The sequence below is a fragment of the Nocardia implantans genome, assembly GCF_035544775.1.
GTDB lineage: Bacteria > Actinomycetota > Actinomycetes > Mycobacteriales > Mycobacteriaceae > Nocardia > Nocardia implantans.
Genome location: NZ_JAYKYQ010000001.1, coordinates 833,803 through 859,182, shown reverse-complemented (window position 1 = coordinate 859,182; position 25,380 = coordinate 833,803). Strand labels below are relative to the sequence as shown.

Annotated in this window: 16 protein-coding genes; 7 read left to right on the top strand and 9 right to left on the bottom strand. The window is 69.8% G+C overall.

What is annotated here, in order from left to right; genetic code table 11:
* Window positions 1-8: 8 nt before the first annotated feature.
* A complete protein-coding gene (locus U3653_RS03830; protein ID WP_195079796.1) occupies window positions 9-3,590 on the bottom strand; it encodes a protein kinase domain-containing protein in 3,582 nt (1,193 codons plus the stop codon).
* A 399-nt stretch (window positions 3,591-3,989) separates the two neighbouring features.
* Between U3653_RS03830 and U3653_RS03825 the strand changes: the two genes are divergently transcribed.
* On the top strand, window positions 3,990-4,472 hold the full coding sequence (locus tag U3653_RS03825) for a MarR family winged helix-turn-helix transcriptional regulator (RefSeq protein WP_323124472.1): 483 nt from the start codon (window positions 3,990-3,992) through the stop codon (window positions 4,470-4,472).
* Here the strand turns inward: U3653_RS03825 and U3653_RS03820 are convergent.
* The 4 genes from U3653_RS03820 to U3653_RS03805 all read right to left on the bottom strand — a co-directional run bounded on the left by U3653_RS03820 (window position 4,469) and on the right by U3653_RS03805 (window position 12,406).
* Window positions 4,469-5,566: an esterase-like activity of phytase family protein gene (locus U3653_RS03820; RefSeq protein ID WP_195079795.1), complete on the bottom strand. Its 1,098-nt coding sequence runs from the start codon at window positions 5,564-5,566 to the stop codon at window positions 4,469-4,471. The two genes, U3653_RS03825 and U3653_RS03820, sit on opposite strands and share 4 nt — an antisense overlap.
* 114 nt (window positions 5,567-5,680) lie before the next feature.
* Window positions 5,681-7,831, bottom strand: a complete 2,151-nt coding sequence (locus U3653_RS03815) for a 3-hydroxyacyl-CoA dehydrogenase NAD-binding domain-containing protein (protein WP_323124471.1) — start codon at window positions 7,829-7,831, stop codon at window positions 5,681-5,683.
* A gap of 114 nt (window positions 7,832-7,945) precedes the next feature.
* A complete protein-coding gene (locus U3653_RS03810) occupies window positions 7,946-9,160 on the bottom strand; it encodes an acetyl-CoA C-acetyltransferase (protein WP_195079794.1) in 1,215 nt (404 codons plus the stop codon).
* A 327-nt stretch (window positions 9,161-9,487) separates the two neighbouring features.
* On the bottom strand, window positions 9,488-12,406 hold the full coding sequence (locus U3653_RS03805) for a DNA polymerase III subunit gamma and tau (protein WP_323124470.1): 2,919 nt from the start codon (window positions 12,404-12,406) through the stop codon (window positions 9,488-9,490).
* Between the two features lie 408 nt (window positions 12,407-12,814).
* On the opposite strand from U3653_RS03805, the gene U3653_RS03800 reads away from it, so the two are divergent.
* The 4 genes from U3653_RS03800 to U3653_RS03785 all read left to right on the top strand — a co-directional run bounded on the left by U3653_RS03800 (window position 12,815) and on the right by U3653_RS03785 (window position 18,078).
* Window positions 12,815-13,678, top strand: coding sequence for a hypothetical protein (locus U3653_RS03800; RefSeq protein ID WP_324722332.1), 864 nt, complete (start codon window positions 12,815-12,817; stop codon window positions 13,676-13,678).
* 79 nt (window positions 13,679-13,757) lie between these two features.
* Window positions 13,758-16,004 (top strand): MMPL family transporter, encoded by a 2,247-nt coding sequence (locus U3653_RS03795; RefSeq protein ID WP_195079793.1) that lies wholly within the window; start codon window positions 13,758-13,760, stop codon window positions 16,002-16,004.
* Entirely contained in the window at window positions 16,001-16,690 is a 690-nt protein-coding gene (locus U3653_RS03790) for a TetR/AcrR family transcriptional regulator (protein ID WP_195079792.1), read from the top strand. The genes U3653_RS03795 and U3653_RS03790 overlap by 4 nt, the downstream gene beginning before the upstream one ends.
* 71 nt (window positions 16,691-16,761) lie before the next feature.
* Window positions 16,762-18,078 carry an ammonium transporter gene (locus U3653_RS03785; protein ID WP_195079791.1) on the top strand — a complete coding sequence of 439 codons (1,317 nt, stop codon included), beginning with the start codon at window positions 16,762-16,764 and terminating at the stop codon, window positions 18,076-18,078.
* A 345-nt stretch (window positions 18,079-18,423) separates the two neighbouring features.
* Here U3653_RS03785 and U3653_RS03780 read toward each other — a convergent pair whose 3' ends face one another.
* Window positions 18,424-19,344 carry a neutral zinc metallopeptidase gene (locus U3653_RS03780; RefSeq protein ID WP_195079790.1) on the bottom strand — a complete coding sequence of 307 codons (921 nt, stop codon included), beginning with the start codon at window positions 19,342-19,344 and terminating at the stop codon, window positions 18,424-18,426.
* A 286-nt stretch (window positions 19,345-19,630) separates the two neighbouring features.
* On the opposite strand from U3653_RS03780, the gene U3653_RS03775 reads away from it, so the two are divergent.
* Entirely contained in the window at window positions 19,631-21,262 is a 1,632-nt protein-coding gene (locus U3653_RS03775; RefSeq protein ID WP_195079789.1) for a DUF2207 family protein, read from the top strand.
* 63 nt (window positions 21,263-21,325) lie between these two features.
* Here U3653_RS03775 and U3653_RS03770 read toward each other — a convergent pair whose 3' ends face one another.
* From U3653_RS03770 to U3653_RS03760, 3 genes are all read right to left on the bottom strand, one after another.
* Window positions 21,326-22,600, bottom strand: coding sequence for an ROK family transcriptional regulator (locus U3653_RS03770; RefSeq protein ID WP_195079788.1), 1,275 nt, complete (start codon window positions 22,598-22,600; stop codon window positions 21,326-21,328).
* 341 nt (window positions 22,601-22,941) lie between these two features.
* Window positions 22,942-23,652, bottom strand: a complete 711-nt coding sequence (locus U3653_RS03765) for a DUF8020 domain-containing protein (protein WP_195079787.1) — start codon at window positions 23,650-23,652, stop codon at window positions 22,942-22,944.
* A gap of 125 nt (window positions 23,653-23,777) precedes the next feature.
* A complete protein-coding gene (locus tag U3653_RS03760) occupies window positions 23,778-24,353 on the bottom strand; it encodes an HhH-GPD-type base excision DNA repair protein (RefSeq protein WP_195079786.1) in 576 nt (191 codons plus the stop codon).
* A gap of 217 nt (window positions 24,354-24,570) precedes the next feature.
* Here U3653_RS03760 and U3653_RS03755 point away from each other — a divergent pair, with 217 nt between their 5' ends.
* Window positions 24,571-25,377 carry a methyltransferase domain-containing protein gene (locus U3653_RS03755; RefSeq protein WP_195079903.1) on the top strand — a complete coding sequence of 269 codons (807 nt, stop codon included), beginning with the start codon at window positions 24,571-24,573 and terminating at the stop codon, window positions 25,375-25,377.
* The last annotated feature ends 3 nt before the right edge of the window (window positions 25,378-25,380 follow it).

Below are 25,380 nucleotides of genomic sequence, written 5' to 3'. Positions count from 1 at the left end.
CGGTTCGTTCAGTAGATCTTGCTGCCCGCCTCGTTCAACAGTTCGTCCAGGAACGGGGCGGGCAGTTCGATGTCACCGACCTGCGCCGAGGCGGGCAGGTCGGTGCGCAGCACGCGCAGGATGCCGACCACGCCGGGGCCCGCGTCCAGCAGCGGCCTCGTCCAGCCGAGGTCGGCGCAGGTCGCGACGGCGGGCAGCAGCAGGTTGGTGGCCTCGCCCACCCAGCCCGCGGCGGCCAGGCATTCCGCGAGCAGCAGCGCGGCGTCCAATTGCGCTCGGGGGCGTTGCTTCTGGCGCGTGTGGTCGTAGAGCGCGCGAGCGCGGCGCACGGCGCGATCGTCGGAGCCGAGCCGGTGGTCGGCGAGCAGCGCGCGGATGACGGCGAGTTCCTCGGCCTCCGCGGTGAGCAGGGCGGCGCCGGTCAGCCGGTGCGCCGCCTGCAACGGCGTCGACTCGCTGAGATCGGTGTATCGGCGGTCCGCGGCCTCCAGCGGCAGCCCCAGGCGCAGCCGTTCGGCCCTGATGTGCGCGGACAGCCGGGGCAGGCGGTTGTCGGCGGCGATGCGCGCGCCCTCGTCCAGCCGGGTGGCGGCGGTGAACAGGTCCCCGCGAACCGCCTTGACCCGGGCGCCGACGACGAAGGTGGAGATCAGGAAATCCACCGGTCCGACCCGGGTGACCAGCTGGTGGCTCTCGTCGAGCCGCCGGTCGGCGGTGTCCAGATCGCCTGCGCGGTAGCTCATCTCACCGAGCAACGCGGCGGCCACGCGCATCGCGTGCGAGCGCGGGCCAGAGCGCTCTCGCGCGGAATCCCACGCCTGCTGGAAACAGCGGGTCGCGGTGGCGACGTCTAGTTGTTCGTAGGCGGCCGCGCCTTGGCCGCAGCGGCCGAACACCAGGCCGAGCGAATCCTTCGAGCGTTCGTGATACTCCTCGGCCCATTCCTGGATCTCGCGCGCGCCCTCGAAGTCGAATCCGCACAGGCGAACGAAGGAGGTGAGGTTCGCCGCCGTCGAGACCGTCCACGCGGGTAGATCGTCCGGCTCCCGCAGACAGTCGGCGACCCGGTCCAGCACGCCCTCGGTATGGTCGCGCGCGATCTGATCGGCGGCGGCGAGCACGGCCGCCTGGCAACGCTGCACGCGCACGTCGGCATCGCCGGTGGCGCCGCGGGCCAGGATGTTCGACAGCCTGCCCAGCGCGTTGCGCGCCGCGCCGGACTGCTGGAGGTTGACGTTCGCCCTCGCCACCGCCATCAGCAACTTCGAGCGCGAGGCCACCTGCTGCATCGGCAATTTCGACACGCTGCCGAGCAGGGTGGCTAGGCGGGAACCGTCGATCAGATCCATCCCGCCGCCCTCGAGCAGGTCCAGCGCCATCTTCAGGTCGGTTGCCGCCAGCGCGTGGTCGACCGACTTGCGCAGCAACTGGTGTTCGGCGTACCAGCGCGAGGCCTTGCGGTGCAGCGACTTCAGCTTTCCGGGGTGGACGCGCTCGAGCCGGGTCCGCAGATGCTCGGCGAACAGCGGCTGCATCCGGAACCACTCGGGGTCGTGCTCGATGCGCCGCAGGAACAGCTCGCGCTGCTCGGCCTGCTCGAGCAGCTGTTCGGCGTCCGGCTCCCCGGACAGAGCGGCGGCGAGCGAGCCGCACACCCGTTCGGTCACCGCGATCGACATCAGGAACTCGAGCATTTTCGGTTCCAGGGTGTCCAGAACGTTCTCCGCCAGGTATTCGCGGATGCCGTGGTTGCCCTCGGAGAGGGTGGCGATCAACTGGGCCGGGTCGGCGTTGCCGCGCAAGGACAGGCCGACCAGCTGGATGGCCGCAGGCCAGCCGTCGGTGGCGGTGTGGATCTCGGTGACCTGCTCGGGCGTCAGGTCGAACCCGTTGCGATCCACGAGAATCTGACGGGTTTCGGCTTCGGTGAGGCGCAGCGCGGCCGAGCCGATCTCGACCAGTTCGTCGTGCACCCGCATGCGGCTGGTCGGCAGGCCGGACTGCTCGCGGCTGGTCACCACGAAACGCAGGTGGTGGCAGCCGTTGTCCAGCAGGGCCTCCATCGCGCGATGCGCCCCCGCGTCGGTGATCCGCTGCCAGTCCTCGACGATCACCACCACCGTCTTGCCCGCCGCGTGGATCTCGTCGATGAGGGTGGGGATCACGAAGGCGGCGGCGTCGGCGGGCCGCTCCTCCAGCACCTGTTCCAGACCGGCGCCGACCTCGGGATGCACCCGCCGGATCGCCTGGATCAGATGGGCCAGCAGCCAGATCTCGTTGTCGTCGTCGCGGTCGATACCGATCCACGCGACCGCGACATCGCCTTCGGTGAGCTCGGCGCGCCACTGTGCGGCCAGCGTGCTCTTGCCGAAGCCCGCGGGCGCGTGGATCACCGCCAGCCTGCGCCGCCCGCCCGCCCGCAGGATGTCCAGCAGCCGCGGGCGCGCTATCGGCTCGCGCGTCGGCGTCGGCGGCCGGAACTTGGTCACGGCCGTCGGCGGCGCCGTCGGCACGGCCGTCGGATGCTGGGAGACGGCGGGCCGCAGCGTCAGCGGCCAGCTGCGCCGCGCGGTGACCGCTGGACGCGAGCCCGTCCACGCCATGGTCGGATCGCCGACGGCGGCCGGGGTGGCCGGCTCCGGCTCCGGCGTGGTCTCCAGCAGGGCCATCTCGTCCGGCAACTGATCGTGTCCGCGCTGCACGGTGCGCAGCATTTCGCCGAACTCGTAGGCGCTGGCCGGACGATCCCGCGGATTCGGCGCCATGGCCTGTTCGATGACGGTGGCGACATCCGGTGGAATGTCCTGTTCCCGCAGATCGGGCACCGGCTGGGTGGTGATCCGCAGGAACTGCGCGACCACCCGTTCACCCGCCTGCCGCTCGAAGGCCGCGTGCCCGGTGAGCAAGGCGAACAGCGTCGAACCGAGGCCGTAGACGTCGGAGCGGACGGTCGGCTCGTCGCCTTTGAGGACCTCCGGCGCGGTGAACGCGGGCGAACCGGTGATCATGCTGCTCGACGTCCGGAAGCCGCCCGGGATGCGGGCGATGCCGAAATCCGTCAGCTGCGGTTCGCCGTAGCCGCTGAGCAGCACATTGGCCGGTTTCACGTCACGGTGCAGAATCCGGGCGCGGTGGGCGCTCTCGATGGCGCCCGCCAGCTTGACCCCGGCACGTAGCGAATCCGCCCACGTCAAGGGGCCTTGCTCGCGAATCAGCTTCTCCAGCGACCCATGGGTGCAGTACGGCATGACGATGAGCGGCATGCCGGTCGGCGTCACGTCCACCTGGAGTATGTCCACGATGTTCGGGTGGCCCGACAGCCTGCCCATGGCCTGTTCCTCGCGCAGGAACCGCTCCCGGCTCTCCTGGTCGATCTCCGATGGCAGTACCTTCACCGCGACCACACGGTCCAGCGCGGTCTGGACGCAGCGGTAGACCACCCCGAATCCGCCGCGCCCGATCTCCACCGCACCGGACAGGCCCATCGCCTCGAGTTCGTCGGCGATGTCGACGGGCGTCTGCCGCTGCGTCTTCGCCTCGGCCGCAGAAGATTCCGGGCGCACCCGGCCCGAACGCGTCTGTGGATTCATGTGATCACCTCGAACACTCACATCGAATCGGCGACATCGGCGACCAATTCCGCGCCGGCTTCCGGACGCCGGGTCCGATATGCCTGCGCATACTCCAACGTAGCGCGGCCCGGTATCACGCGGGTGACGTTTCCGAACAGGTCGGGTGTGTTCCGCGTCCGCGTGTTCCGCGCCGCCGATCGTTCCGATCGGAACTCGTTGACCAGCGCGAAAAGGACGCTCCGGCGCACCTTTGCGAGTGTCGTCTCGAGTGTGACCATCGCCACGTCGGGTCTACCCGTGCGGATATCCGGAGCAGCTGGGGCCAAGCACGCCGCCCATGATAGGTTACTTCTTAGGAGAGCTTTCTTCTTTACAGAACTCTCTTTACGAAAGAAGACGTTAGGTGCGGAGGAAACCGTGTCGACATCTGAACCCAGCCAGGAGTCCGCGGCGCGCGGCGTCCGCTCGGACGCCAGCGAGGTCTACCGGCGCTATCTGAGCGCGGTGATGCTGCACGGACAAGCGGGGGCGCGGGCGGTCGATCTCGGCGCCACCGATCTCTACGCGCTCAACATCCTCGAACTGGCCGGCCCGATGACGCCGGGCGAACTCGGTGCGCGCAGCGGACTGACCACCGGCCCGACCACGCGGCTGATCGACCGCTTGGAGGACGCGGGCTATGTCCGCCGCGCACCCGTCCCGGGCGACCGTCGCAAGGTGATCGTCGAATTGATCGGCAAGCCCGCCGATCTCGACGAGGTGCTCGCCCCCGCGCGGCAGCGCATCGGCGAGATCATCGGCGGCTACACACCCGAACAGCGCGAGGTGCTGTTCGACTACTTCACCAGGGCGGCCGCCGCGTATCAGGCCGCCGCCGAGCAGCTGCGGCCGACGGATTAGGCCACCGCGAGGGCGATGACCTGGGTGATCTGGCGGCTGTCGAAATTGTCGTCGCTGACCAGCACCAACGTCCGCTCGCCGGACGGCAGGCGCGGACCCCAGGTCATGCCCTCGACATTGTCGACGGCGGGGAGTCCGACGTCGTCGAGATCCACCAGCAACCGCTTGGCCGCCGGGCGAGCCGCGCCGATCGGGGCATCGATGATGTTGGTCGCGGCGCTCAGGTCGGCCTCGTAGAGGCGGATCTTGTTGGGCGTCCCCGGCGAGAAGGATCGTTCCAGCACAAGCACTTTCGCGGGGTCGAGCGGATCGGCGGCGAGGATGGAGGCGATCCCGTTCGATCCGCGACCTGGCTCCGGCCGCGACTCGGCGAAGACCGGGTCCAGCGGATACGCGTACTGGGCCAGCACCGGCCCGGATCGAGCCTGGACGGTGATCCGAGTGAGAGACCCGCTCGTCGTAGTCGCCGCAGGACCGTCCGGCAGCAGCGACTCTTCCGTCGCGGTGGCGAACAGTGTGCCGCCCGCGAGGAAGGTCGCGCCCTCCAGCGCCTGATTCTGGCGCGGCCCTGAGCCGGGGAGCATCCGCTCGTTCTCCGGAATAGGGAGCTCACCGGCGTAAGAGCCGTCCGGGTGCGCGATCCGCACCGACGGGTCCTGCAGCACGGCGCCGTCCCGCTCACCCTCTTGCGTCCAGTAGTAATCGCCGGTCCACGGGTCCACCCGGATCTCCTCGGGGTCCACCGACATCGGCGCGTAGGGCACGCCCGCCGCGGTGAGCAGCGGCCGGGTGCCGGTGAACGTCACCGGCCCGACTCCGCCCTCGCCCACCTCGAAGCGCGCGGTGTAGTACCGCGCGGGGTTCTTGTTCGATCGGTCGTCGCTGATCAGCACGAATTCGCCGGTACCCGGCGAGTAATCGATGCCGGAGAGGCCGCCGACGGCGGTGCCTGCGAAATTCACGCCCGATGCGACGACCTGCTCGCCCAGCAAGCGCACCGATGGCGCCGCCCCCGGATCGGCAACCGCCACCGGGGCCGAGGCGAGCGCGAGGGCGCAACTGGCGATCAGAGCATGGCGACTACGTCTCGGCACGTCTGCCAACTTATCGCGCCGAACGGACGCGAAGATTCACGGGCGGGAACACAGCGGAAGCCCGCCACCGCGAAAAGCGATGGCGGGCTTCGCCGCTGCGTTTGCGTCGCGCGACTACTTGCGCAGCGAGGCCGGAACCTCGAAGCGCTCGCCGTAGGTCTTGGCGAGGTAGTCGGCGCGCTCCACGAAGGCCTCCTGGCCACCGGGGTAACCGACGATGAACTGGTGCACACCACCGGTCCAGGCCGGGAAACCGATGCCGAAGATCGAGCCGATGTTGGCGTCGGCGGTGGAGGTGAGCACGCCCTCGTCGAAGCACTTCTGGGTCTCGATCGCCTCCGCGAACAGCATGCGGTCGATCAGATCCTGCAGCGGGACACCGAAGTCCGCCGTGGTCTTGAAGTGCTCACGCAGGCCGGGCCACAGACCGGTGCGCTTGCCGTTCTCGTCGTACTCGTAGAAGCCCGCCTTCTCCAGGCGGCCCGGACGGCCCTCGGCCACCATGTAGTCGATGACGTCCTGCGCCGGGTGCCGCTTGCTGCCGAGGGTGGTGTCGCCGGACTGGGCGGCCTCCTCGGTCTCCTTGGCGATCTTCTGCATGAGCTTCATGTTCAGCTCGTCCGACAGCTGCAGCGGCGCGGCCGGGTAGCCCGCCTGCAGACCGGCCTGCTCGATGGTGGCGGGCTCGATGCCCTCCTTGAGCATGGCGATCGCCTCGTTGACGAAGGTGCCGATCACGCGAGAGGTGAAGAAGCCGCGGCTGTCGTTGACGACGATCGGGGTCTTCTTGATGGCGAGGGTGTAGTCGAACACCCTGGCCAGCGCCTCGTCCGAGGTCTTCTCACCCTTGATGATCTCCACCAGCGGCATCTTGTCGACCGGCGAGAAGAAGTGGATGCCGATGAAGTCCTCCTGGCGCTTCACGCCGGTCGCGAGACCGGTGATCGGCAGGGTGGAGGTGTTCGAGCCGAGCAGCGCGTCGGGGGTGACGATGTCCTCGATCTCCTGGAACACCTTGTGCTTGAGTTCGGTGTTCTCGAAGACGGCCTCGATGACGAAGTCGACGCCGGCGAAGTCGGCCGCGTCCGCGGTCGGCTTGATCCGGTCCAACAGCGCCTTGGACTTCTCCTCGGTGGTCTTGCCCCGGGAGAGGGCCTTGGCCTCGATCTTCTCGGAGTAGTTCTTGCCGCGCTCGGCCGCCTCGATCGAGACGTCCTTCAGCACGACCTCGTAGCCCGCCTTCGCGGAGACGTACGCGATGCCCGCGCCCATCATGCCCGCGCCGAGCACGCCGACCTTCTTGATCTCCTTCTTCGGCACGTCCTTCGGACGCGAGCCGCCGTTGTTGATCGTCTGCAGGTCGAAGAAGAACGCCTGGATCATGTTCTTCGCGACCGGGCCGGTGAGCAGGTGCACGAAGTAGCGGGACTCGATCAGCGACGCGTTGTCGATGTCGACCTGCGAGCCCTCGACCGCGGCGGACATGATCGCGCGCGGCGCGGGCATGTTCGCACCCTTGATCTGCTTGCGCAGGTTCGCGGGGAACGCGGGCAGGTTGGCCGCGAAGGCCGGGGAGGACGGGGTGCCGCCGGGGATCTTGAAGCCCTTCTTGTCCCAGGGCTGCACGCCGGCCTCGGGGTTGGCCTTGATCCACGCCTTGGCGGCGGGAACCAGCTCCTCGATCGAGCCGACCAGCTCGTCGATCAGGCCGATCTCCTTGGCCTTGGCCGGCTTGTTGCGCTGGCCCTGCAGCAGCACCTGCATCAGGGCGTTCTGCAGGCCGAGCATGCGCACGGTGCGGATGATGCCGCCGCCCGCGGGCAGCAGGCCGAGGGTGGCCTCGGGCAGACCGATCTGCGAACCGGGCACGTCCGCCGCGATGCGGTGATGGGTGGCCAGCGCGATCTCCAGGCCACCGCCGAGCGCCGCGCCGTTGATCGCGGCGACGACCGGCTTGCCCAGCTGCTCCAGGCGACGCAGGGCGCTCTTGATCTCGGTGAGCTCCTCCATCAGCGCCTGGGCGTCGTCCGGGCCGACCTTCATCATGTTCTTCAGGTCGCCGCCGGCGAAGAAGGTCTTCTTCGCGGAGGTCAGGACGACACCGGTGATGTTGTCCTTCTCCGCCTCCAGCCGGTCGACGGTGGCCGTCATCGACTTCTTGTACAGCTCGTTCATCGTGTTGGCGCCCTGGTTCGGGTCGTCCATCGTCAGCACGACGATGCCGTCCGAATCCTGCTCCCAACCGATCATGTTGGTTTCGCTCACAGCTCTGTGTCTCCTAAGTGAATTGGCGGCGTTCGCGGCCCTACGTGGTTACGCAGGCTGCCGCCTCCGGGCCTGACGCTCACGCCGCGTGAATTCTCAGCTGTCGGTTGGGGCTCAGACCCGCTCGATGATGGTGGCCACGCCCATGCCGCCACCGATGCACAGGGTGATCAGCGCGTAGCGGCCGTTGCGGCGCTCCAGCTCGTCGACCATGGTGCCGGTGATCATCGCGCCGGTCGCGCCGAGCGGGTGGCCCATCGCGATGGCGCCGCCGTTGACGTTCAGCTTCTCGTCCGGGATGTTCAGGTCCTTCTGGAACTTCAGCACCACGGAGGCGAACGCCTCGTTGATCTCGACCAGGTCGATGTCGTCGAGGGTCAGGCCCGCCTTGGCCAGCACCTTCTTCGAGGCCGGGGTCGGGCCGGTCAGCATGATGGTGGAGTCCGCGCCGCTGGTGGCGGTCGCGACGACGCGCGCACGCGGGGTCAGGCCGGAGGCCTTGCCCGCCTCTTCCGAACCGATCAGCACGAGCGCGGCGCCGTCGACGATGCCGGAGCTGTTGCCGCCGTGGTGCACGTGGTTGATCTTCTCGACGAAGTGGTACTTCTGCAGCGCCACCGCGTCGAAGCCGCCCATCTCACCGATCACGGCGAAGGAGGGCTGCAGCTTGGCCAGATCCTCGGCGGTGGTGCCGGGGCGCATGTGCTCGTCCTTGTCCAGCACCACGATGCCGTTCTGGTCCTTGACCGGAACGATCGACTTGGCGAAGTAGCCGCCGGTGGTGGCCTTGGCGGCCAGCTCCTGCGAGCGCACCGCGTAGGCGTCGACGTCGTCGCGGCTGAAGCCCTCGATGGTGGCGATCAGGTCCGCGGAGACGCCCTGCGGGACGAAGTAGGTGTCGTAGTTGGTGGCCGGGTCCAGCGCCCACGCGCCGCCGTCGGAGCCCATCGGCACGCGCGACATCGACTCGACGCCACCGGCGATGACCAGGTCGTCGAAGCCGGAGCGCACCTTCTGGGCGGCGAGGTTGACCGCCTCGAGGCCGGAGGCGCAGAAGCGGTTGAGCTGGAAGCCGCCGACGGTGTCGGGCAGGCCGGCCACGGTGACCGCGGTACGGGCGATGTCCGCGCCCTGGTCGCCGACCGGCGCCACCACGCCGAGGATCAGGTCGGAGATCCGGTCCTCGTCGAGGTTGGGGAAGCGGCCGCGCAGTTCCTGGATCAGACCAACAGTCAGGTCGATCGGCTTGACCGAGTGCAGCGAGCCGTTCTTCTTGCCACGGCCGCGCGGAGTGCGGATGGCCTCGTAAATGTAGGCCTCTGTGGTCATGGAGTGTTCCTTCCTCAATTGCGGCGGCCGGACGTTCGTCCGTCCGAGCGCTCCTGTGCGGTCGGCCGGTACGTCTGTCCGTCCGAGCGCTCCTATGCGGCGACACCGCGGGTGCGGTATGGCTGCGGCTGACCTCGCCGACCGGCCTTGCGGCCGACCGTTCCTAACGCTGTACAAAACCAGGCAGGCAAGGACGAACGCACGGCCAGGTCGCCCGTACGCCTGGGCATACCATAGAACGTCGGCGTACCGAAGCTCCCGGCTACCCGTCCATACTACCGTGGAGTGCGAACTCCGGTTAACTTAACGTCGTGAGAGCGGTGGTTGTCAACCATCCAGCCGTGTGGCACCAAGCTCACTCTTCAGCAATTCGAGGGCGACCTCGTCCGGGTCGCGCCGGTCGCCGGGAGCCACCGGATCGGCCGCGGCGGCCATCATCTCCTGCTCCTCTTCCGGGGTCGAGGCGGGAATGACCCGGGCCCGGTCCCAGTCCAGGTCGGCGGCCGCGACGTCCGCACTCGGCGCGGCGTCGTAGCGCGGATAGTCCGCGGGGCCCGGGTCGTCGGGTAGGTCGGGGTAGTCGGGCGGCGGGATGTCGTCGTCCGCCGGATACGGGCGCTGATCGGCGCCGCCGGGCCGGGAACGCCCCGCGCCGCCCGCCTTGTCGGCGTTCTTCGCCTGGCTCGGGCGGGAGAAGCGAGGCGCGGGCGCGGCAGTTCCGCGGCCTGCCGCGTTGCCGGATTCACGTCCCGGCTGATTGGCCGCCTGCCCGCGGGTCCGGTTCGCGGCGGCGCCCGATCGGGGAGCCGGGGCCGGCCGTTGCGGCGCGCCGCCCGCTTCCCAGCGCACCTCGTGGTCGCGGCCGAGCACGGCACGCACCGCCGACCGGACCGCCTCGAGATTGCGCGGATCGGACAGGCGCTGGGCCAACGGCGCGTGCTGGTGCGCGAAGACGATCACCTCGCCCTCCACCCGGGCGACCGACGCACCGGCGAGCATCGCCTGCACGGCCGCGCCGAACTCACGCACCTTGGCGCGAATGTCCGCCCACGCGGATTCCACCTCGCGCAACAGATCACCGCTCGGCACGGGAGCGGGCCCGTCGGCAGGCTCCGGCGCGGACGTGTTGGCAGCCGGTGCGCCGGATCGATCCCGGTCGGCCTGCCCGGTGACAGGAGCCCGGGCGGCAGAAGACTCGACGGCCTGATCGCCCCGGGCCGCGGCATCCCGCGCCGCACCGGAGTCGGCGTCGCCGTGATCACGCCGGGCCCCGATAGGCGACCCCGCACCGGAGTCGGCAGCACCCTGATCACGCCGGGCCCCGATAGGCGACCCCGCACCGGAGTCGGCAGCACCCTGATCACGCCGGGAGGCCAGATCGGCGGTAGGCGACGCTGCCTGCGCGCCCGCGACCCGAGAACCCGTTGCTTGCGCCGACGGCCGCCCGGCGTCGGAAGGACGTTGCGCCGCTGCCGATTCGGGAGAGTCTGCGCGGCTCGCTGCGTCACCGGCCGGCCCGAAGGGCGCGGGCATGGAGCCCGGCGCGTCGGCCGTCCCGACCGTCGAGGCACTCGGCTCAGCGGTCGCGCTCGACCCTCCCGCCGACATCCTCCCGGCCGACCCACTGTCGGAGAGCGCAGCGGACTCCGGTTCCAGAACCGGAACAACCGGATCCGTGCCGCCTTCCGCCCCCGCGGCCGACGCGATCGAGGCTGCGGAGGGCGCACCACCGGCAGGCGTCGGCCGACTCGCGGGTTCCCCGCCACCGGCACCGGGTCCACTACCTGGCGCCGCGACACCGGAGCCTGCCGCGCCGCGCACTGGCCCGTCACCGACCTGCGCTGAGCGCTCAGCGGCGTCAGCGGACGATCCCGCGGCGGACACCGGCCCCTCTGGACCACCGCTCTGCGCCGGACCGCTCGCGGGAGCGCCGCCACCAGCTCCAGCCGCACCTCCCGACTGGCCGCGGTTCTCGCGACGAATCGCGGCCAGCGCCTCAGCGCCCCGGCGACGCGGCGGTTCCGACGGCGCACCGGCCGCCGATGACGGCGCGGGAGCGGACGACGCGGCGGAAGCCGGCGCGATGCAACCACCGGCCAGACCGCGTTCGAGCCGTTCCAGCCGTTGCAGGGTGGCGGATTCCGCGTCCGACACCGAGGGCAGCAGCATGCGCGCGCAGACGACTTCGAGCAGCAGTCGCGGCGCGGTGGCGCCGCGCATCTCCCCGAGACCTTCGTGCAGCAACTGGGCGTAACGGGTGAGCGTGGCCGAACCCAATCGCTCGGCCTGGCCGCGCATCCGGTCGAGCACGTCGCCGGGGCCGGTGACCAGGCCGCGTTCGGTGGCGTCGGGCACCGCTCGCAGCAGGATCAGGTCGCGGAAGCGGTCGAGCAGGTCGGCGGCGAAACGGCGCGGATCGTGACCCGCCTCCATCACCCGGTCGACGGTGCCGAACAGCGCGGCGCCGTCGTCGGCGGCCAGCGCCTCGACCGCGTCGTCGATCAGCGCCACGTCGGTGACGCCGAGCAGCGAGACCGCGCGGGCGTACGTGACGCCCTCGGGGCCCGCGCCCGCGAGCAGCTGGTCCAGCACGCTCAGGCTGTCGCGCGGCGAACCGCCGCCCGCGCGAATCACCAAGGGGTACACCGCTTCTTCGACCGGCACGTGCTCCTGCTCGCAGATCCGCCCGAGCAGCCCGCGCATGGTGGCGGGCGGCAGCAGCCGGAACGGATAGTGGTGCGTGCGCGAACGGATGGTCGGCAGCACCTTGTCCGGCTCGGTGGTCGCGAAGATGAAGATCAGGTGGGCCGGCGGCTCCTCGACGATTTTGAGCAGCGCGTTGAATCCCGCCGTGGTCACCATGTGCGCCTCGTCGACGATGAACACGCGGTACCTGGACTCGGCGGGCGCGTAGAAGGCGCGATCGCGCAATTCCCTGGTGTCGTCGACGCCGCCGTGGCTCGCGGCGTCGAGTTCGATGACGTCCAGGTTGCCCGGGCCGCCCGGCCCGAGCGCCACACACGACGGGCAGGTGCCGCACGGCGTCGAAGTGGGCCCATCCACGCAGTTCAACGAGCGGGCGAGAATGCGCGCGGAGGACGTCTTGCCGCAGCCGCGCGGACCGGAGAACAGATAGGCATGACTGATCCGCCCCGTGTCGAGCGCGGTACTCAGCGGGTCGGTGACGTGCTCCTGACCCACCACCTCAGCGAACGTTGCCGGTCGGTACTTCCGGTACAGAGCCACGGCCAGAGGTTACCGGCGACCACCGACAATGCACATTCCCGCCTACCGCCCCGGGCAGCGGCCCACCGGACCCCAGGAATGTGATGTATGTCACAACAGACGCACTGTCTTCTTCAGTGGCCGACCGGGATATGCATAACAGCAACCTCAGAGCTATCGCTCATGCTGCACGGGCGAATACCGGACGCACCCGCCGCGGCATCCCGGCTGGGCCGGAAAAGATGGACTCACACCCCGATTTACCTCGACTTTTTGGAAATAACGAAACCGTCACCATGGGTGACATAGACGCAATCGTCTGGCTAACGTGGCAGACGGCAACTTCGGTAGCCAAACCTTCATCAGGTTGGTGACCCCGGCCGGTCCCTCATCCCGACCGGGGCACAACCAACAAAGCTCGGCCCACGGGTGACCAGCGCCAATTCCCCCACTTCCACCGGAGGATTGTCCACCGTGTCGTGTGACGACATCGCCGCTGCCTGGCTGTCCAGCACCGATTTCGCCGGCGACCGCTCCGCCGTCGCCCTCTTGAGCCGCGCCATCAGTCCCCAGGAGTTCGCGATCAAGCGCGACTCGCTGCCGGTGACCGCGGCCGCCGATCCCGCCACCGCCGCCGCCATCCTCGAACTCCTCGAACGCGGCCAAGTGCCCACCATGGCGGCGATCCGCACGCTGACCGCGCAGAACGAGATGCGCCGCGAGGCCGAGCGCATCGAACGTCTCGGCCGCCGCGCCCAGCGCAGCATCGACGACTTCGGCCGGGTGCTCGCCAAACTCGCCGACGCGCACTGGACCGCGCACGGCTACGGCCCCACCCGCCGCGACGTGCTGTGCACCGAGCAGATCATGACGCTGATCCGCACCCGCGTCGGCAATATCGCGCCGTCGGCGGTCAAACACCTCTGGCTCATCGAGCGGGCCCAGCGCGCGGGGTGGATCGCCTCCAACGCCAATCCCCGGTCCCTGTGCGCCGGGCGGCGCTTCTACGCCGCCCAGTACGGCAATCGGGTCTCGCTGCGTCCCGTGAACACCATCGGCACGGCGATCGCCACCTATCTCGCGGACTACCAGGCCGAACACGGCCGTCCGCCGCGCTGGTCGGTGGTCGCCCAAGAATTGCGGGACGACCGGGGCCGCCGGATCTTCCACAACACCGCCGACGCTCGTGCGCAGCAACTGTGGCTGACCACCGCGGAGTGGGTGGAGATGCGCGACGACCTTCCCGTGCCCGGCCGAAGAGGTCTGCGGGCGATCCGCAAGTCCCGCGGCTGACCTCGGGCGCACCGTGGCAGTCGACACCATAGGTTAACGGCGTTACTCTAACGCCGTTAACCTAGCGAGCGGAGCCGCGATGCTGACCCGGATAGCCCGATTCATCACCCGATCTCCGCGCGCCGTGCTGGCCGCCGCGCTCGCCGTCGCCGTGCTGTGCGGCGTCTTCGGCGCCACCGCGCCCGCGCACTTGAAATCCGGCGGGTTCACCTCCGAGGACGCCGAGTCCGCCCGTGTCGCCCGGCTGATCGCGGACAACTTCGCCGGCGCGGCGCCCAACTTCGTCCTGCTGGTCAGCTCGGACGCCGGTGCGGACGATCCGGCCACGAAGGCGGTCGGCGCCGGCCTGGCCGACGCGCTGAAATCCCGCGCGGATGTGCAAGGCGTCCAGTCGTACTGGACCACGCCGCAGCCGCTGGCGAACGCGTTGCGCAGCACCGACGGCAAGAGCGCCCTGGTGGTCGCCTACATCGACGGCGACGAGACCCAGGTGCAACAGACCGCGAGCGAACTGGAACGGCAATTCGCCGGCGACGCGAACGGCATCACGGTGCGGCAGGGCGGCATCGCCGCGATCTATCACGACGTCACCGAGCAGACCACCCGCGACCTCGCCCTCGCCGAGGGCGTCGCGGTGCCGCTGTCGATGATCGTGCTGGTCCTGGTGTTCGGCAGCCTGGTCGCCGCGTCCCTCCCACTGGCCATCGGGGTGTTCGCCATCCTGGCGACGCTGGCGCTGCTGCGCATGTTCACACTGTTCACCGACGTCTCGATCTACGCGCTGAACATGACCACGGCGATGGGCCTCGCGCTGGCCATCGACTCCAGCCTGTTCATCGTCAGCCGCTTCCGGGAGGAACTCGCCAACGGCCTGGATCCGGCCGCGGCCACCGTCCGGTCCGTGCAGACCGCAGGGCGCACCGTGCTGTTCTCCGCGCTCACCGTCGCGCTGTCGATGGCCGTGCTGAGCGTGTTCGACCTGTACTTCCTCAAGAGCTTCGCCTACGCGGGCGTCGCGGTGGTCGCCGCCGCCGCGCTCGCGTCGATCGTGGTGCTGCCCGCGGCGCTGGTGCTGCTCGGCCATCGGGTGAACTCACTCGACCTGCGCGCTCCGTTGCGTCGCCTGTTCGGTCGCGGCGCGCCCGCGCCCGGCCCGCAGGCGCCGGAGGACACCGGCTGGTACCGGCTGGCCGAATGGGTGATGCGGCACGCGGCGCCGGTCGCGGTCGCGATCATCGCGCTGCTGCTCGCGCTCGGCGCGCCGTTCCTTTCGGTGAAGTTCGGCTACCCCGACGACCGGGTGCTGCCGGACTCCGCCGCGAGCCGCCAGGTCGGCGACGCCCTGCGGACCGAGTTCCCGCAGGCCGATCCGGTCGCCAGCACCACGATCGTGCTGGACGGTTATCGCGGCGACAGCGCGGCTCTGGGCGGATACGCCGCGGAACTGTCCAAGGTGCAGGGCGTGCCTGCGGTGCTGTCCGCCGCGGGCGTCTACGTGACCGGCGCGCGAGTCGCGCCGCCGCCGCCCGGAATGAGCAACGACACCGGCACCTACCTGAGCGTCGCGACCAAGCTCGATCCCTTCTCGCCCGCCGGTGACCGGCAGCTGAAAGCGATCCGGGCGATCCCCGCTCCGGGCGACGCGCTCTACGGCGGCGCCGCGGCCGCCAACGCCGACTCGCTGGAGGCGCTGGCCGCCCGGCTACCGCTCGCCGCCGCCTTGATCGCGCTGGCGACGTTCGTCGTGTTGTTCCTGTTCACCGGCAGCGTCGTGCTGCCGATCAAAGCGCTCGTGCTGAACACGCTGTCGCTGGCCGCCGCGTTCGGCGCGATGGTGTGGGTGTTCCAGGAAGGCCACCTGTCCGGCCTGCTGGGCTTCACCGCGGTCGGCTACTTGGTGCCGACCATGCCGATCCTGATGTTCTGCCTGGCCTTCGGCCTGTCCATGGACTACGAGGTGTTCCTGCTGTCGCGGGTGCGCGAGGAGTGGCTGGCCACGCACGACAACACCCGCGCGGTCGCGATCGGCCTTGCCCGCACCGGCCGCATCTTCACCGCCGCCGCCGTGCTGATGGCCATCGTGCTCGGCGCCCTGGTGACGGCGAAGGTGTCGTTCATGCAGCTGCTCGGCCTCGGCCTCACGCTGACCGTGCTGGCCGACGCCACGCTCATCCGCGGCCTGCTCGCGCCCGCGCTCATGCGCCTGCTCGGACCGGCCAACTGGTGGGCGCCCGCCCCGCTGGCCCGGCTGCACGCCAAGATCGGGCTGACCGAAGGCGAGGAGGACGCCGCCGCACGCCCGCTGGAAACCGCGGGCCGCGCATGATCGGTGGCAGGCGACCGCGCTCGCCCCGCGGTTCCGGAGCCCAGCTGCGCGAGGAGATCCTGCGGGCCACCGCCGAGTTGCTCACCAGGACCGGGCACGCCGAAGCCGTCTCGATCCGGGCGGTGAGCAAGCTGGTCGGGGTGAGCGCGCCGTCGATCTACCGGCACTTCGCCGACAAGGACGAGCTCATCGAGGCGGTGGTCGCCCAGGTCTTCGAAGACCTCGCCGACGCGATGCGGGCCGCCACCGACACCTCGACCTCCCCGCTGACCCAGCTGCACGACCAAGGCATGGCGTATATCCGCTTCGCCCTCGAGCATCCCGAGCAGTACCGGCTGGCGACCGCGCCCACCGAGACCGGAGGCGCGGTGGACCAGGTCCTCACCAGCGGGGCTTTCCAGCATTTCGCGGCCACGGTGCGCAAATGCATGGACGAGGGGACGATCGCGCCGCGCGACCCGCTGCCGATCGTGCTGGAACTGTGGTCGGTGGGCCACGGCATCGCCTCCCTGCTGCTCGCCAAACCCTTCCTGCCCTGGGGTGACGCGGAAGCGACCGCGTCACGTGTGATGGGCGCGGCATGCATCGGCTACACCGTGCTCGACCTGGTCGGCGCGGATCCGCCCACACCGGACGCCGTGGCGGCGTGGCTGCGGGGTATTCGCGAGGACCGACCCTCCCCTTGACCGATCGGCCGTCGGCCCGCGAGCGACCATTCGGTAACCTCGCAGCGCACGCGCGCCGAAGGAGTAACCCCGTGTCATCGACCATCGACCCCGCGGCCACCGCCTGGCTGCTGATCAGCACGGCGCTCGTCCTGCTGATGACCCCCGGCCTTGCCATCTTCTACGGCGGGATGGTGCGTTCGACCGGCGTGCTGAACATGCTGATGATGAACTTCATCGCGATTCCGCTGGTCACCGTGATCTGGCTACTTTTCGGCTACAGCCTGGCGTTCGGCGCCGACGCCGGTGGCGGCCTGATCGGCGGCCTCGATCACCTGGGCATGGCGGGCATCGATCCGGGTTCGGTGCACGGCTCGGTGCCCGAGCTGTTGTTCGTCACCTTCCAACTCGCCTTCGCCGTCCTGACCGCCGCGCTGATCAGCGGCGCCATCGCCGACCGCGCCAAGTTCTCCGCGTGGATGATCTTCGTACCGGTGTGGGCGCTGGCGGTGTACGCGCCGATCGCCCACTGGGTGTGGGGCCCGGACGGCTGGCTCGCCCGCTTCGGCGCGCTGGACTATGCGGGCGGCCTCGTGGTGGAGATCGCCTCCGGCGCGTCGGCCCTGGCCTTGGCGCTGGTGCTCGGCCCCCGCATCGGGTTCCGCACCGATGCCATGCGTCCGCACAATCTGCCCTTCGTGCTGCTCGGCGCGGGCCTGCTGTGGTTCGGCTGGTTCGGCTTCAACGCCGGTTCGGCGCTGGCGGCCAACGGTCTCGCCGCGGCCGTCTTCCTGAACACACTGGTGGCGGGCTGCCTCGGCATGCTCGGCTGGCTGGCGGTCGAGCAGATCCGCGACGGCAGGCCCACGACCTTCGGCGCCGCCTCCGGCGTGGTGGCCGGGCTGGTCGCCATCACTCCCTCCTGCGGGTCGGTCAACACCCTCGGTGCGGTGCTGGTCGGGCTGGCCGCGGGCGTGGTCTGCTCGTTCGCGGTGGGCTGGAAGTTCAGGGCGGGCTACGACGATTCGCTCGACGTGGTCGGCGTGCACTTCGCCGGTGGTGTGGTCGGCACCGTGCTGATCGGCTTGCTCGCCACCGCGGTGATGACCGGCGGCGTCGACGGCCTGTTCTTCGGCGGTGGACTCGCCCAGCTCGGCAAGCAACTGGTGGCGGTGCTGGTCGTCGCGGCCTACGCCTTCGGCGTCTCGTTCGCGCTCGGCAAGGGCATCGACCGGCTCGTCGGCTTCCGGGTCAGCAAAGAGGACGAGACCGCCGGGATCGACTTCGCCCTGCACGCCGAGACGGCGTACGCCGAAGGAGTGCACGGGCACGCGCCCCGCCGCCTCGGCGAAGGTCACCTCGGGCGTCCGCACACCGATCGCGCGGTGGAGGACGATCCGAAGTCCTGACTGGCGGTCAGTACCCGAACCGGCGGCGCGATCACCTGTTCGCAGTGTGCCGCCTGGTTTCGCCGAAACGGTTGCCGATCCTCACTCGCCGTTGTGGTTTCGTCGATCCGAGATGGTTCGTTCGGCCGCCACGGGCTTCCGCCCTCAGCGAGCCGTAGCGATGGGCGGGGGCGTCGACGTGGGCGCTCTACCGCCTCGGCAAGCCATCACCAGCGTCGATGCTCGCGCTGGAGACCGTCTCCCGGAACGAAGGACGGGTGCGGGTGCGGAATCCTCGCGCCGGGGCAGCAGCAACGGGCTGGCGAGGATCACGGCATGGCCCGGCCGCACACCGCGCGGCCCATGTCAGCTCACCGAACTCGCCGACGCGGTGAACGTATTGCACTGCGCCGCACGGTTCTTGTCCAAGCCCGTCTCGAACCACTGACCGCCGTTCTCGGCGGTCCCGTGGTCGCGCATGTCCCCGGCCTGGTCGCCGCGCCCATAGGCGTCCTTGCGGGCCACGGTGAGCTGCGGATCGGTCAGCGAGCCGCCTCTCGACGACGATGAGAGGTACATGCCGTCGAAACAATTGGCCTGCAATTCGACTCGACGGGACAATTCCAGTCCCTTGGCGGTGCGCGGCCCGGCGTCGGCCCGCTCGCTGTTGGCCTTGCGCAAGATGCCGGACATCGCCTGCACGTGGTGTCCGTACTCGTGCGCGAACACCGAGAGGTAGACCACCCAGTTGTCCTTGAAGTACTCCGTCTGCAACTGGCTGATCGGCATGTAGATGGTCTTGTTCGCCGGGCAGTAGAACGCGGCGAAATTGCTGGTCGAGCCGGTGCACGGTGTGGTGATGCCCGCCGTGGTCGCGCTGACGTTCAGCGCCGGAGGCTGGAACGGCAGGTTCGCCTTGCGCAGCACGGGTTTCCATGCCGACTCCAGGCACGACGCGGCGCTTTCGAAGAACTTGCGGGCGGCGTCGACCTGGGTGCCCCACGGCGAGTAATCGCACCGCGCCGGAACGAGTGTCGCGCTCGGATCGGTGAGCAGCGGGTTGGCACCGGTCTCCGAGGGACCGGTCGCGCCGTCCGGCTGGGCGTCGAACGTGAAGCTCGGACGCGGGCCGGACGCGTCGCTGTCGCCGCGCCCCACCGAGATCGCGTTGCGCACCAGCCCCGCCGCGACCAGGAAAACGACGACGACCAGCAGCGCCACCCATCCGCCGCCACCGCGTTTGCGCTGCGGCGGGTAGGGAGGCCGACCGGGCGGCCCATAGGGCATCGGCGGCGGGACCGGAGGGCTGTAACCGGGTGGCGGACCGTAACCGGGCTGGGCATATCCCGGCGGCGGACGGTAACCGGGAGGCGGGCCGTATCCAGGTGGCGGACCGTAACCGGGACGCGGTCCATGGGGCGCACCGTAGCCGGGCGGCGGAGGAACCGGACGCCCCTGGTGCGGGACCGGTCCGTGTCCGTACGGTGGTTGTGTCACGCCCCCGTACCCCCTCGTCTCAGTGATCGCCGACAGCCGCTGACGCAGGATAGCAAGCTGTCTAGAGTAGGCAGCCATGCTGACTTTTCGGGGGGCCGCCCTAGGCGCGCTGCTTCTCGCCGTCGCGGCAATGTTCGCGGCGGCCCCGGTCGCCGAGGCCGAGCCCGCGCCCGACGGCGTGACCATCACCGCCGATCTGAAGCTGAATCGCGAGGGTGTCCTCGAAGTCGTCGAACAGATCTCGGTGCCGCCGGACGGATCGTTCCGGATGTCGCTTCCACTGCGGCTGAAGGTGAGCGACGACGCCGAGCGCGTCTTCCGGGTCACCGATGTGAACACCGAGGGCGCCGGGACCGCGACCGTCGCGAACGACCAGTTCACCATCGAGGCGCGGCCGGGCGAGTCCACCTTCCAGTACTCCGTGCGGAACACCGTCAGCGACGCGCCGGGCACTCAGGTGTTCCATTGGCTCGGCGTGCTCGGCGCCGACATCGCGTCCATCAGCGCCTCGCTGATCAGCCCGAGCTTCGAAATGGGCATCGTGGACTGCAAACTCGGCCCGCCCGGCAACACCAGGCCGTGTGCCGACGTCAAGATCGAGTCCGACGGCGTCCTCTTCCTCGAGCAGACCGACCTGCACAAGGGCGACGCGATCGACCTGACGCTGCAGCTGCCGCCCGGCACCGTGCCGAGCAACGCCGACGTGCGCGGCGGCGACGACGCGGGCGCGTTCGCGATCACCGCCCCGGTGCTCGTCGCGTTCGGCGTGCTGCTGCTCGCGCTGGCGGGGCTGGTCGCCTTCGCGCTGCGCGCCCGCCGCAACGACTCGACCGTGGGCGGTGGTTCGGAGACGATCGACCCGCTGCTGCGCGAAGGCGATCGAGTGCAGTTCACCTCCCCCGATGGGGCGCTGCCCGGCGAGGCCGGTCTGCTGCTGGACGGATTTGTCGATCCGGTCGACATCGCCGCAACGGTGGTGGATCTCGCGGTGCGCCGGTACATCCGGATCGCGCCGCTCAGCGACAGCGACTGGCGGATCACCCGGGTGAATACGCCCGACGATCAGCTGCGCGACTACGAGAAGGCGGTCTACCAGGCCTTGCTGCCCTCCGGCGCCGACGCGGTGACACTGGGCGAGCTGCGCAAGCCGGGGCGCGTTGCCTCCGGTCCGGTCCGCGCCGCCATGATCGCCGACGCCGTCGCCCGCGGCAATTTCCTCGATCGCCGCCGTCCCGGGCTCGCGGTGTGGCTCGGTGGGGCGCTGGTGGCCGCCGGCGTCGCGGTGACCGTGGCGCTCGCGCTCACTTCCGGACACGCCTTGGTCGGTGTCGCCATCGCGCTCGGCGGTGTCGCGACCCTGCTCGCACCGAAGTACCTGCCGGTGCGTACGGCCAGAGGCCTGGAACTCGCCCGGCAGATCCGCGCGTTGCAGCGTGGCTTGGAAAACATTCGGCGCGAACAGATCCCGCCGATCGACCAGGAGACGGTGTTCTCCCGCGCCCTGCCGTTCACGGTGCTCGGCGCGCGTGCCGACAATTGGATCCGTGTCTTCCGCGACCTCGATCCCTCGGCCGACGCGCAACCCGGCCTCTACTGGTTCGGCGGCTTCGAACGCGACCGCAACTTGCAACGCTTCGCAAGCCACTTCCCGTTCTTCATCACGGCGTTGGAGGGCCTGTTCGCGACCGCGGGCGACCCGCATCGATAGACGCCGTAGACGCACGAAAAGGGCGACCGGACAGGGTGTCCGGTCGCCCTTTCGTCGTATTGCTCAGTCGATCGCCGCGGTGCGCCGGATCGCGGCCAGCGGATCGGCGTAGAGGACGCTGAGCGAGGTCACCACGGCGGCGTATTCCTGGACCTTGCCGCCGAATCCGCTGATCCGGATATCGGTGGGCGGCAGCGTCGAACCCTGGTTGAACGCCCGCGCCACATGCGCGACCGCGGGGCGGTAGCCGGTGAACGCCTGGCCACCGAGGATGACCCGATCGGGGTTGAGCATGTCGCGCACCATCGCCACGGTGTGGCCGAGGATGGTGGCCCGCTCGGCGAGCAGCTCGCGCGCGGATTCCGAACCGGCCTCCGCGGCGCGGTACAGATCCGCGATGGTCGAGCCCGCGGTCCCGTTGTGCGCCGGGATGATGCCGCGGCCGACGGCCCTGGAGTGCAGCGACCGATCACCGACAGTCACCTCCAAGCAGCCACGCCGCCCGCAGGCGCATTCCACGTCCGAACCCGTCGGCAGGTGCGCGATCGAGCCGGGGCCGTTGCTCGGCGTGTGCACGCGACCGTCCAAAGTCACTGCGATACCGGCGGTCTCACGCACGTAGAAGTACAGGCTGCTGCCGCGCTCGACGCGGGCTTGGTCCTTCGGCTCGACTGTGGGCAGCAACAGCTCCGAGCCCGCCATCGCCTCGACGTGCGGCGCCACCGAGACGGGCAACTCCAGCACCTCGCCGAGCACCGAACCGACCTGCGCGCCACGCCATTCCAGCTTCGGGTGGTCGACGACGCCGGTCAGCGGGTCGACCCGGCCACCGATCGCCACGCCGGCCCACAGCGCCTTGCGCCGGTGCCAGCGCTGCAGGAACGCCTTCGCGCTGCGGGCGACGGTGACGGTGGCGAATTCCTGGCCGGTCTGCGGGGTGGCGATGGCAAGGCCGCCGAGGATGCGGCCGCGCAGATCGGCGGCGACGATCTTGGTGACCGCGGCGCCGATGTGGATGCCGATGGTCAGGTACGCCTCGTGATCGATTTCGAAGGGGACGCGGGGGCGTCCTACCGCACCCGAGGCCGTCAGGTCGGGGCGCTCCCGCAGCAGGCCGGCCGCGAGCAGGGCGGAGACCTGGCGGTTGACCGTGGCGATGCTCAAACCCGTTGTGCGGGCGGCGTTGTCGCGGGAGACGGGGCCACCGGTCGCGGCGCGCAGCACCGCGGCCGCCGGGTTGTCGCCGATGCGCAGTTCGGGGGCGACAACCGGGCGCTGGACGCGGGTACGGCTGCCCGCAACCCTGGAGACGGATCGTTCGAGGGTGGGAAGGGACATTGTGCAGATCCTTGCTGAAGTCCCGTAATCGAACGGGACGTGCCTACATGGGCGGCGAGGCAGCAAACGAGCAGGAAAAACAGCTCAGCTGCAGCAAGAGAGACGACACAGTTCGCGTGTCAACGGCAGCCGCAGACCCAGCGCGGCGGTCACGTAAGTGACGCGCAGGAGGTTCGATCGGCCGGCAGACATGTCATTTAAATTAACACCGATATCCATGACACACCAACCCTCGACGCGCCGTTGTGTGCACCCGCACATTGTTTCCCCAGGTCGCGAGCACACAAAAAGACCCCGCTCCCCGGAACCCGGACGGAGCGGAGTCTTTTCACGCGGAAGGATTACTTCGGAGCGACGAACGGCTGATTGATCGTCGCGAAGTACTGGATCGCGGCGGCGACCGCCACCGGAGCGGTGACCAGGATCTGGCCCGCCAGCGTGCCGAGCGCGCCGACGGCGATGATGCCGCCGAGGCAGCCGATGGCCGCGGCAGGGATGAACGCGCCGAACAGTCCGACGATCGCTGCGGAGGCGACGGTCGCGCCCGCGATGCCGCCGAGCACGCAGCCGATGGCGCCGCCGGCCAGGCCGCCGACGAGCGTTCCGATGGTGGCTCCGGCGGAGATCGTGCTGGTCAGGCGAGTCCAAGCGGCGACCTCACGGTCGTACTCGGTCTTCCACGGCGCCTTGTCCTCGTACGGGAGGGCCACCGGCTTGTAGACCGCGTGTTCCCGGTCGAACACGGGCGTCAGCGTGGCGGTGCGGCCGGAAACCGCTGCCGCGATGGGGAATTCGAAGTCCTCGAGCTGAAACCTCAGCGGCTGCGCCGCGAGGACGGTACCGTTGGAGGCCTTGACCTCCAGCACCTCGTTCTCGACCACCAGCGAGCCCGCGTCGATTTCGATGATCGACTGGGTATCGGTCGCGTGCGCGGTGAAATTGATCGCGCTTTCCGTACTTTCTTCCGCCGGGGCAGCGCCGGATGTACCAGCGGCCACTCCGGTCGCAATGGTCACCAGCGCCGCCACCACGGCGAGCTTCCTCATCCTCATGTCCTGCAATCCCTCATCTCAGGTGGAGCCGTACCAGCCAAAAGCATCGGGCAACGGCTCTGCGAGAACGAGGAAAAAACGCAGGGCGATTTCAAATAGGCAACCGGGGAGTTACGAGCACGGAACTACTTCGCTTTGGCCGCCGCTTTCGCCTGCTTCTTGAATTCCCTTACCTGCGCCAGGGATTCGGCGTCGGTGACGTCGGCAACCGAACGGCGCGAGCCCTCGTCGCCGTACGCGCCCGCCGCGGCGCGCCAGCCCTCCGGCCGCACGCCCCGCTGCTTGCCCAGGAGGGCCAGGAAGATCTTCGCCTTCTGCTCGCCGTAGCCGGGGAGTTCGCGCAGCCGCCGCAGCACCTCCTTGCCGTCGGGGTCGCCCGCGGTCCAGATGTTCTCGGTCTTGCCGTCGTAGTGCTCGATGACGTAGCGAGCCAGCTCCTGCGCACGCCTGGCCATGGACCGGCCGTAGCGGTGGATCGCGGGCGGGGTCGCGGCGAGTTCCTCGAACTCCTGCGGATCGGCCTCGGCGATGCGCTGGATGTCGAACCCGCCCATCCGGTCGGCGATCTTCTTCGGGCCCCGGAAGGCGTGCTCCATCGGGTACTGCTGATCCAGCAGCATGCCGAGCAGCGTGGCGAAATGGTCCTCGGTCAGTAGCCGGTCCGCTTCGGCGTCCTGCGCCAAGCACAGCGTGCGCGTCATGCCCTACCTCCTGCTCGGTGTGCTGGGACGGGTCGATCATCTCACCGGAGCCGACGGTGCGGCAGCACCCGGGTCGCCGCCGCCGGGCCTGCATAGTGACTCAACTCACAATGCCTACGCGCGGGTAGACGACCTGCCGCGTAGGCTCCAGGCCATGCCTCAGACGACGGCGACCCCCACCAAGACGACGCCAACGGCCAGGGATGGACACGGGCCCATGAACACCTACGCATTGCGCCCCGATCGATTCGACCGAGCAGGTCAGGACCAACTCGTCGACGTGCGCGACCTCCAGGCCGCGCTGCCGGGCATCCGCCGCTTGCGCACCTGGGCGCACGAAGCGCTCGCGCTGCGGCCCGGCGAACACGCCGTCGACATCGGCTCCGGTACCGGATCGGAGGTCATCACCTTCGCCGAGGCGGTCGGCCCGGACGGCAGCGCGGTCGGCGTCGAACCTGACCCGCAGCTGCTGGCCTCCGCCGAGCGCCGCGCCGCCCAGGCCGGCTCCACGGCCAGATTCCACTCCGGAGATGCCTACGGCGTGCCGTTCGGCGCGGACAGCTTCGACGCCGTCCTGTGCGAGCGCGTCTTCCAGCACCTCACCGCCCCGGGCCGCGCGGCCAACGAGATCGCGCGCGTGCTGCGTCCGGGTGGCCGCGTGGTCGTGGTGGACAGCGATTGGGACACCGCGATCGTGCACCCCGGTGACCGGCGGGTCGTCCGCGAGGTGATCGACACGCTCGTGTCGGCCACCACCAATCCGCTGTCGGGCCGTCGTCTGCCCGGTCTGCTCACCAAAGCGGGCTTGGTGGTCGACGACATCGGCTCGGAGGCTCTGGTGCAGGACCGCCGCGTCGGCGCGGGCTCGCTGATCACCAGGATCTCCGCGATGGCGGTCGCGCGCGGCGCGATCACCGAGGCCGAGCGGGAGCAACTGCTCGCCGACCTCGCGGCGGGCGCCGCCAGCGGCGACATCCACCTCTCGGTGACCATGTTCGCCGTCCTCGCGCACAAACCGCGCTGACCC

What these genes read in the sequence shown, in the direction of transcription:
- U3653_RS03775 (WP_195079789.1), top strand. Translation starts at nt 19,631, where the DNA reads ATGCTGACTTTTCGGGGGGCCGCCCTAGGCGCGCTGCTTCTCGCCGTC.
- U3653_RS03830 (WP_195079796.1), bottom strand. Translation starts at nt 3,590, where the DNA reads ATGAATCCACAGACGCGTTCGGGCCGGGTGCGCCCGGAATCTTCTGCG.
- U3653_RS03790 (WP_195079792.1), top strand. Translation starts at nt 16,001, where the DNA reads ATGATCGGTGGCAGGCGACCGCGCTCGCCCCGCGGTTCCGGAGCCCAG.
- U3653_RS03755 (WP_195079903.1), top strand. Translation starts at nt 24,571, where the DNA reads ATGAACACCTACGCATTGCGCCCCGATCGATTCGACCGAGCAGGTCAG.
- U3653_RS03760 (WP_195079786.1), bottom strand. Translation starts at nt 24,353, where the DNA reads ATGACGCGCACGCTGTGCTTGGCGCAGGACGCCGAAGCGGACCGGCTA.
- U3653_RS03765 (WP_195079787.1), bottom strand. Translation starts at nt 23,652, where the DNA reads ATGAGGATGAGGAAGCTCGCCGTGGTGGCGGCGCTGGTGACCATTGCG.
- U3653_RS03810 (WP_195079794.1), bottom strand. Translation starts at nt 9,160, where the DNA reads ATGACCACAGAGGCCTACATTTACGAGGCCATCCGCACTCCGCGCGGC.
- U3653_RS03795 (WP_195079793.1), top strand. Translation starts at nt 13,758, where the DNA reads ATGCTGACCCGGATAGCCCGATTCATCACCCGATCTCCGCGCGCCGTG.
- U3653_RS03780 (WP_195079790.1), bottom strand. Translation starts at nt 19,344, where the DNA reads ATGCCCTATGGGCCGCCCGGTCGGCCTCCCTACCCGCCGCAGCGCAAA.
- U3653_RS03770 (WP_195079788.1), bottom strand. Translation starts at nt 22,600, where the DNA reads ATGTCCCTTCCCACCCTCGAACGATCCGTCTCCAGGGTTGCGGGCAGC.